General features: G+C 61.6%; 15 protein-coding genes. 5 read left to right on the top strand and 10 right to left on the bottom strand.

Going from position 1 to position 16,323, the window contains the following annotated elements:
• Position 1: 1 nt before the first annotated feature.
• Genes epsC through IQ25_RS10445 form a run of 3 tightly spaced genes read right to left on the bottom strand, consistent with a single transcriptional unit; the run spans position 2 to position 2,615 of the window.
• On the bottom strand, positions 2 to 718 hold the full coding sequence (gene epsC, locus IQ25_RS10455) for a serine O-acetyltransferase EpsC (protein ID WP_144905485.1): 717 nt from the start codon (positions 716 to 718) through the stop codon (positions 2 to 4).
• Positions 719 to 744: 26 nt separating this feature from the next.
• Positions 745 to 1,359, bottom strand: a complete 615-nt coding sequence (locus tag IQ25_RS10450) for an HdaA/DnaA family protein (RefSeq protein ID WP_144905483.1) — start codon at positions 1,357 to 1,359, stop codon at positions 745 to 747.
• Between the two features lie 32 nt (positions 1,360 to 1,391).
• Positions 1,392 to 2,615 carry a heavy-metal-associated domain-containing protein gene (locus IQ25_RS10445; protein WP_246415485.1) on the bottom strand — a complete coding sequence of 408 codons (1,224 nt, stop codon included), beginning with the start codon at positions 2,613 to 2,615 and terminating at the stop codon, positions 1,392 to 1,394.
• Between the two features lie 160 nt (positions 2,616 to 2,775).
• Here IQ25_RS10445 and purM point away from each other — a divergent pair, with 160 nt between their 5' ends.
• Genes purM through IQ25_RS10430 form a run of 3 tightly spaced genes read left to right on the top strand, consistent with a single transcriptional unit; the run spans position 2,776 to position 5,966 of the window.
• Entirely contained in the window at positions 2,776 to 3,882 is a 1,107-nt protein-coding gene (gene purM, locus IQ25_RS10440; protein WP_144905479.1) for a phosphoribosylformylglycinamidine cyclo-ligase, read from the top strand.
• A complete protein-coding gene (purN, locus tag IQ25_RS10435; RefSeq protein WP_144905477.1) occupies positions 3,875 to 4,816 on the top strand; it encodes a phosphoribosylglycinamide formyltransferase in 942 nt (313 codons plus the stop codon). Before purM ends, purN begins: the two co-directional genes overlap by 8 nt.
• A gap of 7 nt (positions 4,817 to 4,823) precedes the next feature.
• Positions 4,824 to 5,966 carry an MFS transporter gene (locus IQ25_RS10430; RefSeq protein WP_144905475.1) on the top strand — a complete coding sequence of 381 codons (1,143 nt, stop codon included), beginning with the start codon at positions 4,824 to 4,826 and terminating at the stop codon, positions 5,964 to 5,966.
• On the opposite strand, the gene IQ25_RS10425 is transcribed toward IQ25_RS10430, so the two are convergent.
• The 6 genes from IQ25_RS10425 to IQ25_RS10400 all read right to left on the bottom strand — a co-directional run bounded on the left by IQ25_RS10425 (position 5,963) and on the right by IQ25_RS10400 (position 11,380).
• Positions 5,963 to 6,208 carry a hypothetical protein gene (locus IQ25_RS10425; protein ID WP_144905473.1) on the bottom strand — a complete coding sequence of 82 codons (246 nt, stop codon included), beginning with the start codon at positions 6,206 to 6,208 and terminating at the stop codon, positions 5,963 to 5,965. The two genes, IQ25_RS10430 and IQ25_RS10425, sit on opposite strands and share 4 nt — an antisense overlap.
• An 84-nt stretch (positions 6,209 to 6,292) precedes the next feature.
• Positions 6,293 to 8,602 (bottom strand): TonB-dependent receptor, encoded by a 2,310-nt coding sequence (locus IQ25_RS10420; protein ID WP_144905471.1) that lies wholly within the window; start codon positions 8,600 to 8,602, stop codon positions 6,293 to 6,295.
• 227 nt (positions 8,603 to 8,829) lie between these two features.
• Positions 8,830 to 9,252, bottom strand: coding sequence for a nucleoside-diphosphate kinase (gene ndk, locus IQ25_RS10415; protein ID WP_067908053.1), 423 nt, complete (start codon positions 9,250 to 9,252; stop codon positions 8,830 to 8,832).
• Between the two features lie 77 nt (positions 9,253 to 9,329).
• Entirely contained in the window at positions 9,330 to 9,761 is a 432-nt protein-coding gene (locus tag IQ25_RS10410) for a DNA polymerase III subunit chi (RefSeq protein ID WP_144905469.1), read from the bottom strand.
• Complete coding sequence (locus IQ25_RS10405; RefSeq protein ID WP_144905467.1) at positions 9,761 to 9,916, bottom strand: DUF2256 domain-containing protein; 156 nt, start codon at positions 9,914 to 9,916, stop codon at positions 9,761 to 9,763. Before IQ25_RS10405 ends, IQ25_RS10410 begins: the two co-directional genes overlap by 1 nt.
• A 6-nt stretch (positions 9,917 to 9,922) precedes the next feature.
• Entirely contained in the window at positions 9,923 to 11,380 is a 1,458-nt protein-coding gene (locus IQ25_RS10400) for a leucyl aminopeptidase (RefSeq protein ID WP_144905465.1), read from the bottom strand.
• 98 nt (positions 11,381 to 11,478) lie between these two features.
• Between IQ25_RS10400 and IQ25_RS10395 the strand changes: the two genes are divergently transcribed.
• Together IQ25_RS10395 and IQ25_RS10390 are read left to right on the top strand one after the other, a co-directional pair.
• On the top strand, positions 11,479 to 13,761 hold the full coding sequence (locus IQ25_RS10395) for an LPS-assembly protein LptD (RefSeq protein WP_144905462.1): 2,283 nt from the start codon (positions 11,479 to 11,481) through the stop codon (positions 13,759 to 13,761).
• A gap of 156 nt (positions 13,762 to 13,917) precedes the next feature.
• On the top strand, positions 13,918 to 15,276 hold the full coding sequence (locus IQ25_RS10390; RefSeq protein WP_144905460.1) for a peptidylprolyl isomerase: 1,359 nt from the start codon (positions 13,918 to 13,920) through the stop codon (positions 15,274 to 15,276).
• Positions 15,277 to 15,282: 6 nt separating this feature from the next.
• Here the strand turns inward: IQ25_RS10390 and IQ25_RS10385 are convergent, their stop codons facing one another.
• Positions 15,283 to 16,302 (bottom strand): DNA topoisomerase IB, encoded by a 1,020-nt coding sequence (locus IQ25_RS10385; RefSeq protein ID WP_144905458.1) that lies wholly within the window; start codon positions 16,300 to 16,302, stop codon positions 15,283 to 15,285.
• Between the last annotated feature and the right edge of the window lie 21 nt (positions 16,303 to 16,323).

The raw sequence follows: 16,323 nt of genomic DNA, 5'->3' as shown, positions 1-16,323 counted from the left end.
CTCAGCGGCGCGTCCTCCGGCCAACCGTCGTTGGCGCGGGCGCGGGCGTTTCGCCGTCATGCGCAGCGATCAACGCGGCGACCTGAGCCTTGAGTTGGGCGACTTCCGCTTCCAGCTCATCAACCCTCGTCCCGCCATTCGGCTCGCAAGGCTCCTTGCAGGGTGTGCCGTAGGGAATAAACTCCTTGAGCCACGTTTCAGCAGGAACGAGCGTCGAGCGGGCTTTCAGGCCAACCATCGTCGCACCCTCTGGCACGTCATCGGTCACCACGGCATTGGCTCCGACACGGGCTCGCGGACCAACCGTGATCGGACCAAGTATCTGTGCGCCAGAACCGATTATCGCGTTGTCACTCAAGGTCGGGTGGCGCTTGCCGGGAACGCCGTTCGCAGGATTTGTTCCACCCAGCGTGACGCATTGATAAATCGTGACGTTGTCGCCGATCTCCGCCGTCTCGCCGATGACGGTGAAGCCATGGTCAATGAACAAGTGCTTCCCGATCTTCGCGCCCGGATGAATGTCGATCGCGGTGACGAAGCGGGAAAAATGGTTGACCAGACGAGCGAGGAAATACAGCTCTGCTTCGAACAGCCAATGGGCGACGCGATGAAAGCCTACTGCCCAGAGGCCCGGGTATAACAGGATTTCCCAGCGCGAACGCGGCGCAGGGTCGCGCGAGCGGATCGAGTCCAGATAGGCGATCAGGCCGTTAAACATGCCCCAATTCTCTCTCTTTCAACCGCCTAAAGCAAGCGCGGCTGGAATTCCCCTGTCCGCTCGGCAAGTGCGTCGCGAACCAGCGATATGGTGACGGCTGATTTACGCTCAAGAGACAGGCGGTCAAGAGTTTCAATCAGCAACTCGATTTCAACATGCGATCGTTCCACTCTGGGCAACAGATAACCCAGTACCTGCTCTCCCAGGACAAGCCCGCGCCGCGCCGAATGTTCCACGACGAGCCCTGCAACTAGCTCGTCGTCGGGAGGGCCGATTTCGATCAGCAAGGCAGATCCAAGGCGCGAGGCCAGATCAGGAAGGGCAACCTTCCACTCTCCCGGAGCCCGGTCGGTCACGAGCAACAAGGGGCGAACGTCAGCCTGAGCGCGGTTCCAGCGATGGAACAGTTCATCTTCCGGCAGCGAATCGGCACCGTCGACAGCCTCGCCAGCCCCGCTTTCGGCAAACCAGCGGGCCAGCAGGCTTTTGCCCGAACGCGGCGGTCCTGCGAGAATGGCCGTGCGGAAGGGCCAGCGATCAGCCGCGTTCAATGCCTCGACCACGGGCGCGAGACTGGGGCCCATGACCACGGTCTCGGCTCCGCGCGCTGTCACCAGCGGAAGGGCGATCTGCGACGACATTTCCCGCTTATACGCTCGAATTGCCGTTTCGGTTACTTGCGGATCGACAGGGCGCCAGCGCCCACCGTGACCCGCCAGCCCTGTGCGCGCAAGGCGGCGGCGAGCGCGTCGATATCGCCAGCGTAGGTTACGCGCATCACCGATGTGCCCCCAATGGCAATGGAGGAAGAGACCGCACTTTTCACGCCAGCGACACTTCGCACGGCAGCCATCCCCGCATCGACCGCCGCACCATCGGCAGTGGCAAACTGAATCGTGACATTCGTCGTGGCAGCCGCGCTTGCACTGGCGGTGGGTGTCGCCACTGGCGCTTCGTCAGGACCTGCCGCCTGAGTCGAGACGGCGACCGGCCCGGCTGTGGCGAGTGTTTGCTCGATAAGCCTTGGATCGATCTCGGCGGCCATGTTCAGGGTCGGGTCCGGCTTCAGCGTGCCGGCAATCAACGCCTGCGTATAGATCCCGTCGAGTCGGGCGATCGCCTGTTCGAGCATCGCGGGAAGTTCCGCTTCGCTCTTTGCGGTCAGGGTGAAAGTGCCAAGGAAACGGTTGTCCGGACCGTATCGCGCAGTGAACGTGCCGTTGACGGGGCCGCCGGGAAATTGCCGTTCCAGCCGGGCGATCGGCATGATCACGTCGGCAGCGCCAAACTCGTCGAGGATCATGCGCCACCAGTTGCGGCTGCGGCGGTCAAGCTGGCCCGCCGTCAACAGCAGCGAATCGGAGCCAGCCCCTGCCGGTCGAACGTAATCGATGGCGCTGCTACCGGTGCGATACTCGGCCCAGGCCTTCTGCCAGGGCGTGCGCGTCTCAAACACGGTGGCAACGCCGCCCTGATAGAGCACGGGGATGACGAGCATGGGCGCCGAGCGTGCCTTGATGCCCGTCATGCCCAGCCTTTCGCCAGTGCGCGCCCGGTCAAAAATCACGCCGAGCGTGGCGATATAGCGACGTGGACCGATCTGCTCACGCTCGACCACCACGGCCGAGACCATCGATTCGATTGTCGAATCATCGAGTCCCGGCGCTGCACCGCCGCTGCCGTTGCTTTCCCACAACTTGGTCCAAGCCTTGCGCTGCGCCTCGCGCCACCCCTTGTTGCGGGCGTCCTCCGCGTTGTCGCCGCTAACGTTGACGGTGATTCCGCGCACCTCATAATCGCCGTTGCTGGCGATCGGTGGTATCCCGCGATCACCCTCGATCTGCGCCACGAGCGCGGCACCGCCGACGCCAAGGACGAGGGCAAGGGCGAGGCCCATGGCCCTGCGGTTCTTTGCTTTTTCGAAAGGCAGGCGCAGGGCGACCAAGGGAACTCCAATTGCAATGAGGCCGCACATTCGGGGACAAACAGGCCTTGCCCTCGGCTTTTGCCCAAAGGCAAGTGGAAATCCAAGCAAGAAAGCGCTAGGCGCGCGGTCCATGAGCGACGACCAGAACAAGCCCGAGAGCTACAGCTACGCCAAGGCCGGCGTGAACATTGCCGCTGGCAACGCGCTGGTGAAGGCCATCGGCCCGCTGGCGAAGGCCACCGCCCGCCCCGGCGCCGACGCCGAACTGGGCGGTTTTGGCGGCTTCTTCGACCTCAAGGCAGCAGGTTACAACGACCCGCTGCTGGTCGCGGGCAACGATGGCGTGGGCACCAAGGTCAAGCTCGCCATCGACCATGACCGCCATGACAACATCGGCATCGACCTCGTTGCGATGTGCGTCAACGACCTCATCGTTCAGGGCGCAGAACCACTTTTCTTTCTGGATTACTTCGCCACCGGCCGCCTCGACAACGGCGTGGCCGAGCGCGTCGTGGCCGGTATCGCCGAAGGTTGCAAGATTGCCGGATGTGCGCTGATCGGCGGCGAAACTGCCGAAATGCCGGGCATGTATGCTGATGGGGACTACGACCTCGCAGGCTTCTGCGTCGGCGCTGTCGAGCGCGGAGAGCAGTTGACCGGAGACCTCGTGGCAGCAGGCAATGTGCTTCTCGGACTTGCCTCGTCTGGCGTCCATTCCAACGGGTACTCGCTGGTTCGCCGTCTTGCTGCTGACAAGGGCTGGAAGCTGGACCGCCCTGCCCTGTTCGACAACGAGCGCCTGCTCATCGACTATCTGATCGAACCGACCCGCATTTACGTGAAGAGCCTGCTGCCCTTCATCCGCTCGGGCCGCATCAACGCGCTGGCCCATATCACCGGCGGTGGCTTGCTGGAGAACGTGCCGCGCGTACTGCCCCGTGGTCTCCACGCGCGTATCAATGCAGACAGTTGGGAGCAGAGCCGTCTGATGGCTTTCCTGCAGGCGCAGGGGAATATCGAGCCCGAGGAAATGGCGCGGACCTTCAACTGCGGGATCGGCATGATCCTGGCCGTTGAACCAGACCAAGCCGATTCGCTGAGCGCGGACCTGACTGCTGCCGGAGAGACGGTGTACCGCGTCGGCGAGATCGTTGCGGGCGATAAGGGTTGCACCGTTACTGGCAGCGTCGAGACATGGTCGGCACGCGAAGCGTGGGAAGCGACGCACCTTGGCTGATCGCATTCCTGTCGCCGTCTTCATCTCAGGCAGCGGGACCAACATGGCCGCGCTGCTTTATGCTAGCCGCGCGGCAGACTGCCCATACCAAATTGTTCTGGTGCTTTCGAACAACCCCGAAGCCTCAGGACTGAAGCTTGCCGAGGCAGAAGGTATCGCCACGTTCTGCCTGCCCCACAAGGGGATCCCGCGCGCCGAGCACGACGCGCTGATGGAAGCGGAAGTGCTGAAGGCGGGCGCCCGCTACATTGCACTGGCGGGCTACATGCGCATCCTCAGCCCCGAATTTGTCGGGCGCTGGGAGGGGCGGATGCTCAACATTCATCCTTCGCTATTACCCAAGTACAAGGGCCTACACACACACGACCGGGCCATTGCGGCAGGCGACAGCCACGGCGGATGCACGGTCCATCTCGTGACGGCCGAACTCGACGATGGTCCGATCCTCGGCCAGACGCCGGTTGCGATCATTCCCGGCGATACTGGCGAGAGCCTTGCGGCCCGCGTCCTGTTTGCCGAGCATCAGCTTTTTTCTCGAACTCTCGCGTCTTACGTTGCCCGTGAAAACAGCGCGGACTGGCTCCTCGAGCAAGTTCGCGCGCTCGCTTTGTCACTCCCTGAAGTCGAGGAACGCGAAAGTCATGGCGCTCCCGGATGGCGCGTCGGCGGCAAGTATTTCGCCTATTTCAACGACCAGCATCACGGCACGCCGCACATCGCGCTGCTGGTAAAGACCAGCGGGCAGGACGAACTTGCTGCGCTGATCGAACAGGACGAAGACTCCTGGTTCCGCCCGGCCTATTATGGTGCAAGCGGCTGGGCTGGACTGATCCTCAACCGCCCAGACGTCGACTGGGATCACGCCGCCGATTGGCTGCGTCGCAGCTGGACTGCAGTCGCTCCGCGCCGCCTTGCGGCAATGTTGGAATTCTGAGGGCATCATGGCGCTCACCACAATCCAGCGGATCTACGCACACGCTGGACTGCAATCGTTTGTAGAGGCCAGCGGAGGCCTTTTCGTCGTTGGCTTCCTCATCAAGCAGGGGCTCAGCCCTTCACTTGCGCTGACGAGTTTCGCTCTCGTCCTGCTCTCGCGCTTCGCCCTGCGCGCGGCGGTCTTGCCGGTAGCCTATGCCTATGGCTTGCGGACGGTGCTGCTTCTCGGCGTCGGGATTCGAGCAGTGTCATTCCTGATGCTGCCGCTCGTTTCCGGGCTTGGCCCGATGCTTGTGGCCTACATCGTAATCTCTGGCCTCGGCAGCGTGCTCTACTGGACCGGTTATCATGCTTACGTCTCTTCCGCTGGTGACAACGATGCAATGGGCAAACAGGTGTCGATTCAGCAGGCGACCACCGCGACCGTAGGAATCGTGGCCCCGGTGGCTGGAGGGTTTCTCCTTTCCTGGGCTGGAACCGTGGCTGGTTTTGCCGTGATCGCAGCAATCCAGTTGCTCGCGGGCCTTCCCCTCATCGGAGCGGCCAATCCTGAAATTCCCCGGGAAGGTCGAGCAGACCCAAACATCGTCAGAAACGGCCGTCGCATCTATTTTGCAGAGGGGCTGCAGTCAGGCTGTTCGGTGGTGGTTTGGAACTTGGCGCTGTTCGTGACGCTTGGCCAGAGCTTCGAGAGTTTTGGCGGAGCGATGGCATTGGCGGGTTTCGGTGCAGCGGCGGGAAGCCTGCTGATCGGCCGTCTGATCGACCGGGGACGCGGCACGCATTCACTTGCGCTTGCCTACGGCTTCGGCGCGGCAGTTCTTATGATCAAAGCCATGGCGTGGTCATCGCCCCTGCCCGCGCTATTGGCGACCGCGCTCGGCGCCATGGCAACGCCAATGCTGGCGACGGCTATGCTCTCGCCGCTCTATGCCATGGCACAGCGCTCAAAGTGCACCCTGCGCTTCAACATGGCCACCGAAGGAGGATGGGACCTCGGATGTTCCACGGCCGCAATCGTGGCTGCCCTGATCCTCACAGGTGGCTTCGGCTACAGCTTGCCCATCCTGCTCGGCCTACTTGGTGTTGCCACGATCGCGTTGGGGTTGACCCGGTGGTATTGCGGCGAGAGCAGCGTTCCAGCCTAGATCTCGTCCGCCTGCACCTGCGGGCGGCTCTCACGCGTGCCGCGATAGCGCACCGAGGGATCGCCGGCGTCCCCTGCGATCACAACGTGGTCGTCATGCACCTCAAGCAACTCGCCGGCGAACGGCATGCCGTCGAACATCGAGTTTCCGACAACGCGGTAACTTACGGTATCGCCAACTTTGAACGTGGCTGCGTCAAAATTGAACTCAAAGGGGCAATCGTCCCCACCCATTCCTTGCATGCGAATCTCCCTTGGCTGTCCGCGTAACAAAAAAGGCCGCCGGAGTGAACCGGCGGCCCAATGAGGTGACCCGTTCGGGGTCGATCAGAATTCGTAGCCCAAGGTGACGCCGTACGTGCGCGGCGGCATCAGGGTACCGCCGATCGTGCGGCTGGTGGCCACTGCATAGCTGCCTGCCCAGACCAGTTCGTTGGTCAGGTTCCGCACCCAAAGGTTGACCGAGGTCCGATCATCAGAGTGGCGATATTTCACGTTCGCATCGACCATCACGTAGCCGTCTGCGGACAGGCGATCGTCGTTGAATTCGGTATGGAACTGCTTTGAGCGGTAGGAAACATTGGTACCGAACATCACGCTCGCACCGCTCGACATGCTGGCAGTGTACGTTGGGTTGAAGTTCAGCGTCCACTTCGGACTCATGCGGGTTGCGTTCCCCGAGAGATCCTGGTCGGGGATCGAACTCCCGCCGGGTCCGAACAGCGCAGCGTTAAGCGGATCCTTTGAGAAGAACTTGGTGAACTTCGAATCCAGATAGGCGGCTGAAGCGTCGATCGACAGACCGGCGACCGGACGCCAGCGCAGTTCGAACTCTGCGCCATAAGCACGCGATTCTGCTGCATTCTCGAGATTGCTGGCGAAGAACGGCGGGTTCGGAATCGGGAAGGTGCGCTGGAACTGCCCGTTCTTCAGCTTCTGGTAGAACACCGCGAGGTTGGTCTGAAGCGAACCGGCGCTGTACTTGATACCACCTTCGAAAGCCTCGACTTTCTCCGGATTCACGAATGGCGTCGTTGCCGTGGCAGAGCGCCGCGAACCAATTTCGGCGGTGCCCGACTTGAACCCGCGCGACCAGTTGAAATAGGCCATCACGTCATCGTTGGGGCGGAACTCGACGCCGAGGGACGGCGAGAAATCATCCCAAGTCTTTGAGGTGTCCCACTGCAAGGTATCGAGCACGAAGCCTGTCGCCGCGGTGCCGATGCCGCTGTTGTTCTTGATCTTGCGCTTTTCCCACGAATAGCGGCCACCAGCCTTGATCGAGAACTGCTCGGTCAAGTCATAAGTGACGTTCGCAAAGACGGCCCAGGTCTCGACATCGAGCTTGCCGTCGAACTGTACGCGATAGGGATCGGTGTTGGTCAGGACGTCGAAGCCGATATGGTTTTCGACGCGGATGTTCTCCTTGAGGTAGAACCCGGCAAACACAGCGTGCAGCTTGTCGGTATCGACGTTGGCCTGAAGTTCCTGGCTGAACTGGTGTTCGAACACCGGCTGCCAGTGGTTGGCACTGGTCCGCACCGCGTTGGTCTGCGCAAGAGGGTAGCCAGCGTACGACGACATGTCGAAATCGTGGAAGAAGATTGCGCGGAAGTTGCGATAGCTGGTCAACGACTTCAGCGAGACTGCGTCCGACGCCGCATAGTCCATGATGCCGGTGAAAGCATACTGCTTGCGATCGTTGATCGGGTCGTAATTGGTGTTGAGGTTGCGCACGTTCTTGGCGAACGATGCCTGGCTGCCATCGGCGTTGGTGCGCTGCCCCAGTGCCGTGAGGCTGGCGACGGTCGTACCTGGGAACGAGACTTCGCGGAACTTGACGGCCAGCGAGCGGTCATTCTCGGTGTGGAGTTCGCCGGTCAGCAGGATCGAAAGCTTGTCCGTCGGCAGGAACTGCAGATGTCCGCGCACCGACCACTGGTTGGCGTTGTCGATCTGGTTGCCAGTGAATTCGTTGATGCCATAGCCGTCGCGATGGATGCGCTGGACGGCGACGCGAGCGCGGACGCCCTCGGCGATCGGCCCGCCGATCGCGGCGTCAGTCTGGATCAGGAAAGCGTCGCCGCCGATAGTCTGGCGGACATAGCCGTCGAGCTTGTCGGTTGGCTTGGCGGTGATGAGGTTGACTGCGCCGCCGGTGGCATTGCGACCGTAGAGTGTGCCCTGAGGCCCGCGCAGTACTTCGACGCGCTCAAGGTCGAACATCGAGCCGAGCTGCGCCTGCGCCAGTCCGACAACTACACCATCGACATGCAGCGCGACCGAAGGATCGACGCCAGGCAGCGAGCTCGACAGACCGATGCCGCGAATGAACAGCTTGGCGAAGTTGAAGTCGTTACCGAAGCTGATGGACGGCACCAGCGCCTGCAGACCTTCAAGGTTGACGGTGTTGTTGGCTGCAAGCTGTTCGGTACCGACGGCAGCGACAGAAAGCGACACGTCGGATAGCGACTGCGCACGCTTCTGTGCGGTCACGATGATCTCGCCGCCGATATCGTCGGCAGCGGCTTCCTGCGCCGCGTCCTGCGCCAAAGCTGGCTGTGAAAGAGCAAAAGCTGCAGCAGCAAACATGCTCGTACGCGCCAAGAGGCGCGCGGAAGCGCGTTGGAAAAACATCAGGCATCCTCCCTGAATGAGCCCGAGGGCCCGCCTGTTCTCGTTTCGGAACAGCTACTTTCATAGCAGTTGTACGCAGGACATACAAAGTTGGTTATTAATGATAACAGATCTTTTGCAATGATGCGTTGCATCCCTGCAACATTGTACAATGGTCCAGCTACCAAGACGCAAACGGGCCGGAGCATCGCTGCTCCGGCCCGTTCATGTTCGATGGCTTGTGCCGATCAGCCGACGATTTCTTCCGGCTTGAAGAAGTAGGCAATCTCGATCGCCGCATTCTCGTCCGAGTCCGAGCCATGGACGGTATTGGCTTCGATCGATTCTGCCAGTTCCTTGCGGATCGTGCCGGGTTCTGCATTTGCCGGGTTGGTCGCCCCCATGATGTCGCGATTGCGCTGCATGGCGTTCTCGCCCTCGAGCACCTGCACGACGACCGGACCCGAGATCATGAACTCGACGAGGTCGTTGAAGAAGGGACGCTCACGGTGAACGGCATAGAAGCCTTCAGCCTGCTCGCGCGACATGTGGATACGCTTCGAAGCGACGACGCGAAGGCCTGCTTCTTCCAGCATCTTGGTAACCGCGCCGGTCAGGTTGCGGCGCGTGGCGTCGGGCTTGATGATCGAAAATGTGCGGGTAACCGCCATGGGACGTTCCTTGCGATATTTGGAATTTCGTTGGGCGCGCCCCTAGCGATGTTTGTGCTGCGGTGCAAGGATAGCGCTTACGGCCCTTCCTTCCACCTGCCACCTTCCTGCCGCCAGTAGCGCCGCTCGACGCCTTCGCGCGTGCCGAGCATGCGCCAGCAACCGCGTGCGTCATCAATACGGGCGGGCGGGAAGAGCAAGAACACGCGCTTGAAGCGTCCCTCGCGCCAAACCCCGTCGGCCAGCGCCATGAACTGCGCGCCATTGGATGGTTCGGGAGTATCCGACAGGAGAATCGGCTGGCGTTCCTCCTGGTCCCCGCCTGCGCGCCCGTTGGCAAGGAACGTCTCGGGCAGCCGCGTCCACAACGCCTCGCTGACACGGCGAAGCTGCGCTTCGTCCTCTGATACAATCAGCAGTCGCTCTCCAGCCGAAAGCGTGTTGCGCGCGATCAGCGGAAGCACCTGTTCTGCAGGATCATTTGACAACTGATAGAAATCGACGCGCATCAGCCTGCCACCTTGCCCTTGCCGCTGCGGCATCGATCGGAACAGAATTTGACGTTGTCCCAATCCCGCTCCCATTTCTTGCGCCAGGTGAACGGCAGGCCGCACGCGGCGCAAGTCTTGGTCGGCAGATCTGACTTGCGCCGCATCTTAGGCATGAAAAATCAGACCTCCAGCACGTCACGGACATAGCGGTCGAGCAGGCGGACACCGTACCCCGTCGCACCCTTGTCCCAAGTCTGGCCCGGCTTGTCGGCCCAGACCATCCCCGCGATATCAAGGTGCGCCCAAGCCACGCCCTTGTCGATGTAGCGCTGCAGGAACTGCGCCGCGGTGATCGAGCCACCAAAGCGGGGCCCAACGTTCTTCATGTCGGCGATCGGGCTATCGATCAGCTTGTCGTAAGCCGCGCCGATCGGGAAGCGCCAAAGCTTGTCGCCACTGCCCTTCCCAGCTGCATCCAGCTTGGCCGCCAGTGCATCATCGTTGCTGAACATGCCGCCATACTCGTGTCCGAGCGAGATGATGATTGCGCCGGTCAGCGTGGCGAGGTCGATCACGGTCTTGGGCGCATACTCCTTCTGGACCCAAGTCAGCGCGTCGCAAAGCACCAGACGGCCTTCGGCGTCGGTATTGATCACTTCGACCGTCTGCCCCGACATTGAGGTCACCACGTCGCCTGGACGCTGGGCGTTGCCATCGGGCATGTTCTCGACCAACCCGCAAACACCAATGACATCAGCCTTCGCCTTGCGCCGGGCGAGCGCGAGCATGGTGCCCGCAACGGCAGCCGCGCCGCCCATGTCCCACTTCATGTCCTCCATGCCGGCCGCTGGCTTGATCGAGATGCCGCCAGTATCGAAAGTCACACCCTTGCCGACGAAGGCGGTGGGCTTATCGGCTTCTGCCCCCTTCCAGCGCATTGCGAGCAGCCTGGGCTCGCGCACCGAGCCTTGGGCAACGCCCAGCAGTGCCCCCATGCCCAGCGCAGTCATTTCAGCCAGACCAAGGACGACGATCTCGACGCCCGTGCCTTCAAGTCGGGCCTTGGCACGTTCGACAAAGCTTTCGGGATAAATGATGTTTGCAGGTTCGGCGACGAGTTCGCGCGTAAACTCGACGCCTTCGGCCAGAGCAGCCTCGATGTCCCAAGCAGCAGCAGTGCCTTCAGGCGCGCCAACCGCCACGATCTCTGTCAGTGAAGGCTTCTGCTCCTGCGCCAGCTTCGTGCGATAGACATCATGCCGCCAGGCGCGAAGGCGCGCACCAAACAGAACCGAGGCAGCCTCTGTCCCGGTCAGACCCGTTCCAGTGAAGTCGATCGCCAGACCCGCTTCGCCCGAGGTCAGGTACTTGGCGGTGAGCGCAGCACCTGCCTTCTCGAGGTTGGCAGTGCGCTCTGCCGCGTCAGCCTTGCCTAGCCCGGCAAGGGCAAGACGCTTCACACCGCCTTCCCCCGCAACAAAGGCCTCGAACACTTGTCCGGTCTTCCCACTAAACCGCGCCACAGCCGCCCCTTCGCGCACCACCGCATCCAGGTCTGCTGGAAGCATATCCTGCGTCACCAACCGGGTGACGAGACGGGGGAGCGGGGCATCGCTGGTGCGGAACACGACCTTCATGGGAACTCCTGTCGGAAAGACGTCACGCTTTGACGCGTATCGGCTAGCGTGAAAAATGTGGAATTGCAGTTAGGGTGCACTGGTGCGATAGGCAACCCATGCAACCCGCCCGGCGGCCGCAGCCGCAAGCCCTTTATCGACGCTTGCGCCTTGCGCGTCTTGCAGCCACCCCTTCAGCGCTGGCGCTGTTGTCCTGCCTTGCGCCATACGCGCAAGCGCAAGAAGCACCACTGGCATCGCCTGCTGGCGACGAATCGTCTGTTGACGATCAGGTGCGCTTCGAAGCCGACAAGGTTCGGTACGACAGCAACGCCGAGAAGGTCTTTGCCGACGGCAACGTCGTCCTGCGCCATGAGACGCAGACCGTGCGGGCAGACAACGTGACGTGGGATCGGAATACCGGCCAGATCCTGGCCACGGGCAACATCCGCTTCGTCGATGAAGACGGCAACATCGTCTATACCGACAAGGTCGAACTGACCGACGAGTTCAAGGCAGGGGCGATTGAGGATCTGCTCGTGGTCCTGCGCACGGGCGGGCGGCTGGCCGCAGAGCGTGGCACGCGCGACGAATTCGGCAATATGACGCTCGAGAACGCTGCCTACTCGGGCTGTGCGGTTGAAGACGGCAAGGGTTGCCCGAAGAAGCCGAGTTGGGAAGTGACCGCAGCCCGCGTCTACTTCGACGCAAAGCAGAAGCGGGTAAAGTATAAGGGCGCGACACTGCGCATGTTCGGCGTGCCGATCCTGCCGCTGCCGGGCCTTGGCCACACATCGGACTTCCGCGCTGAAACCGGCTTGCTCATCCCTGATTTCCGCCTTGGCGCCGCCAACGGCGCAGAAATCAGCGAGACTTGGTACTGGCGCATCGCCGACAACCGCGATCTTGCCGTGACCGGCACGTTCTACACCGGTTCGCTCCCGATGCTGACCGCCAAGTATCGACATCTTACCGATCTTGGCGCGTTTCAGGTTACCGGCTACGCCACCCGCAGCTCGCGCATTCCGCTTGGCAGCACATCGACCGGAACGGCGAATGCCAGCCAACAGTCGTGGCGCGGCTATATCGAGGCGAACGGCAAGCTGCAGTTCTCGCCGCACTGGAGCCTGACGGGCAACGGCCGCCTGGCCTCTGACCGCACGTTCCTGCGTCGCTACGACATCAGCCGCGATGACCGGCTGCGCTCCTCCCTCAACCTCGAGCGAATCGACGACGACAGCTATCTATCTATCGCTGGCTGGGTGACGCAGACCGTGCGAGTCAACGATCCACAGGGCATGGTGCCTCTGGCCCTTCCCGCAATCGACTACCGTCGCCGCATGACTTTCGATGGGGTTCCCGGCAGGTTCGAGTTCGAGGCCAACAGCCTCGCCATCCTCCGCACCGCAGGACAAGACAGTCAGCGAGCCTTTGCAAAGGCGCAGTGGGACCTGCGCACGATAACTGGCCTTGGTCAGGAAGTGACTTTGACCGGATTGGTGCGAGGTGATGCCTATCACAGCGCCGAGAACGAACTCACCACGACCGCTGTCTATCGCGGCCTGCCAGGATGGCAGGCACGCGGCATCGCCACTGCCGCACTTGACGTGAAGTGGCCATTTGTCGGCGGCGTGTTCGGCGGCACACAGGTTTTGACCCCGCGCTTTCAGGTTGTTGCTACTCCAAGCGTGCGCAATTTCGAGATTCCGAACGAAGATTCACGCTCGGTCGATCTTGAAGACACGAACCTGTTCGCGCTCAGCCGGTTTCCCGGCCACGACCGGATCGAGGATGGCGTGCGCTTCACCTATGGCTTCGACTGGAGCTTCCAGCGGCCCGGCTTGCGCATCACTTCGACCATCGGCCAGAGCTATCGCCTGTCAAAGCAGGACACGCTCCTGCCAGACGGGACGGGCCTCACGAACCGGGCATCTGACTACGTCGGCCGCACCACCGTGCGTTTCGGCGACATCATCAAGTTCACGCACCGGTTCCGGCTCGACAAGGACAGCTTTGCCCTGCGGCGCAACGAGTTCGACGCCACCATCGGCAACCATCGTCGCTACATCGAGGCAGGCTATCTCAAGCTGAACCGAAATGTGGTCTCGACATTCGAGGACCTGCAGGATCGCGAGGAGTTGCGCTTTGCAGCACGCACCCCGATCACTCGCACCTTCTCGGTGTTCGGTTCGGCCATCGTCAACCTGACGAACCGCGACGAGGACCCTACGCGCACCTCGGATGGCTTCCAGATGCTGCGTCATCGCATCGGCGTCGCCTACACCGACGACTGCCTTGACCTTTCGTTCACATGGCGGAGGGATTACGTCAACATTGGCGACGCCGTCCGCGGCAACTCATTCCAAGTGTCGCTCTCGCTCAAAAATCTTGGGGTGAAGTAGCGACGATGCCATTCGATGGCGAGTTGCGGTTGCAGACTATTGCCCTTTTGCGTCCGATGCGCCACTCAGCTTGGGTTAAGCCGTGCGCGGCCAGAGAACCGGAATAACAGAAGGCCGCCATCCGAGCGCCAGTTCGACAGGACCAATTCCAAGACCATGACGTCCAAGCTGTACATCACCCGCAAGGCGATTTCGCGCACGCTGGGTTCCACCGCGATGGCGCTTGCCGCCTTCTCATCGGCCGCAGCGCCGGTCCTCGCGCAAGGTGCCAACACTCCGCTGAACATCCCGGCGAACCCGACGATGTTCGGCACAAACGATCCGAATGTGCGACGCGCCACTGCGATCATCAACGGCGAAATCGTCACCGGCACCGATGTCGAACAACGCCTGGCGCTGATCGTATCGGCCAATGGCGGCAAGATCGATGCCGAGGAAAAGGAACGCTTGCGCATGCAGGTGCTGCGCAACCTCATCGACGAGACGCTGCAGATCCAGGAAGCCAAGGCGGCTGACGTCCCTGCTGACGATGCTCAGGTTGACGCAACTTATGAGCGCGTTGCCACCCAAAACTTTGGCCAGTCCCCCGAAGCGATGGAAAAGTATCTGGCGCGCATCGGCTCTTCGGCAACATCGCTCAAGCGACAGATCCGTGGCGAACTGGCTTGGCAGAATCTGCTCCGCCGCAACGTCCAGCCGTTCGTGAACATCTCCGAAGGCGAAGTTCAGGAAGCGATCCAGCGCCTGCAGGCGTCCAAGGGCACCGAGGAATACCGCATCGGCGAGATATTCCTCTCGGCGAACGACGAGAACAAGGCTCAGGTTTTCGCGAACGCAGAAAAGATCGTCGAGCAACTCAAGCAGGGCGGCAGCTTCGTGGCTTACGCGCGCCAATACTCCGAAGCGTCGACCGCTTCGGTCGGCGGTGACCTTGGCTGGATTCGCCTTGCCCAGCTTCCGTCAGAACTTGGCGCGGCCGCCGGAACCATGGCACCCGGTCAGTTGGCAGGGCCTGTCGAAATTCGCGGTGGCTTCTCGATCCTGTACCTGATCGACAAACGTCAGGTGCTGACCGCGGACCCGCGCGATGCCCTGCTCAGCCTCAAGCAGATCTCGATCGAATTTCCCAAGGGCACGACCAGCGATGTTGCAACGAAGCGTGCCGCAGAGTTTGCAGCGACGGTGAAAGCGATCAAGGGCTGTGGCGATGCTGAGGCTCAGGCCAACAAGATCGGGGCAACGGTGGTCGCCAATGACCAGATCAAGGCACGCGATCTACCGGGCGCGCTGCAGGAAACCCTGCTAAACCTGCCCGTCGGCCAGACCACGCCGCCCTTCGGTTCGATCGAGGAAGGCGTGCGCGTGCTGATGCTCTGCGGTCGCGATGATCCGCAGGTGACCAGCGGTCCGAACTTCGACGAAATGATGGCCCAGATGGAAGATGACCGCGTCAATAAGCGCGCTCAGACCTATCTGCGCGACCTTCGACGCGATGCGGTCATCGAATACAACTGATCGGCGTCATCCGGCAGCGGAAAGCAATTCGACCGCTGCCGGACCATCTTCAAGAAAAGCAATCAGCCCGCGTTCATGCCGTGACAGCCAGCGCGAAGCGCGTGGTAGGCGCAATTTCTTGCGCCATTCCTCCTGACCTTCGACCAATGCCAGAACGGCGGGGTGCACGTAACTCTTGCGCGCGATTGCAGGCGTGTTGCCGAGATGGTCTGACACCTCCTCCAGCAGCCCTTTCAGAGGCATGCGCTCCTTGGCATTTGCGAGCACGGCAAAACCCAGGACACTGGCGCGCCATGTACGGAAGTGCTTGGCGGTAAAGTCCTCGCCCATGACTTCACGCAGCCACGCATTGACCTCTGCCGATCCGACTGGACAGGCACAGCCGGTTTCGTCGAGATACTGAAACAGGTGCTGCCCAGGCAGATCCTGCATCTTGCGCACGAAACGGACCAGACCACGGTCGGTAACGCGCATCTCCTGCTCCTTACCGGACTTCGCCCTGAAACGCAGACGCAGGACCTGTCCCTTCACCTCGGCGTGCCGCATCCGCAAGGTCGTTGCCCCGAAGGTGCTGTTGGCTCGCACATAAGCTTCATTTCCGATGCGAATGCCTCCGGTGTCGAGCAGGCGCACGATACTGGCAATACAGCGGTCACGGGTCAGGGCGCGGCAAGCCAGTTCTTCCTCCACCCGCGCGCGAACCAGCGGGAGAAGGCGTCCGAAAACAGCGCAACGGTCAAATTTCTCGCCTTCACGTTCAGCGCGAAAATCTGGGTGATAGCGATATTGCTTGCGCCCTTTGGCATCGACCCCTGTCGCAAGAATATGGCCGTTGGCGGCAGGACAATACCAGGTTTCGGTGTAAGCAGGAGGCAACGCAATCGCATTGAGTCTCGCAATCTCCGCCGGATCGCCAACCCTTTCACCGCGTGCGTTGATATAAACCCAACCCTTTCCCCGTCGCTTTCGTGTGACGCCGGGAAGGTTGTCATCGACATGCACGAGGTTTGGCGCTTTTCTCTCCATATGGCGGCGAACGGATACAGT

This window comes from Novosphingobium taihuense (assembly GCF_007830315.1).
Classification (GTDB): Bacteria; Pseudomonadota; Alphaproteobacteria; order Sphingomonadales; family Sphingomonadaceae; genus Novosphingobium; species Novosphingobium taihuense.
This window is presented reverse-complemented; position numbering and strand designations above follow the sequence as displayed.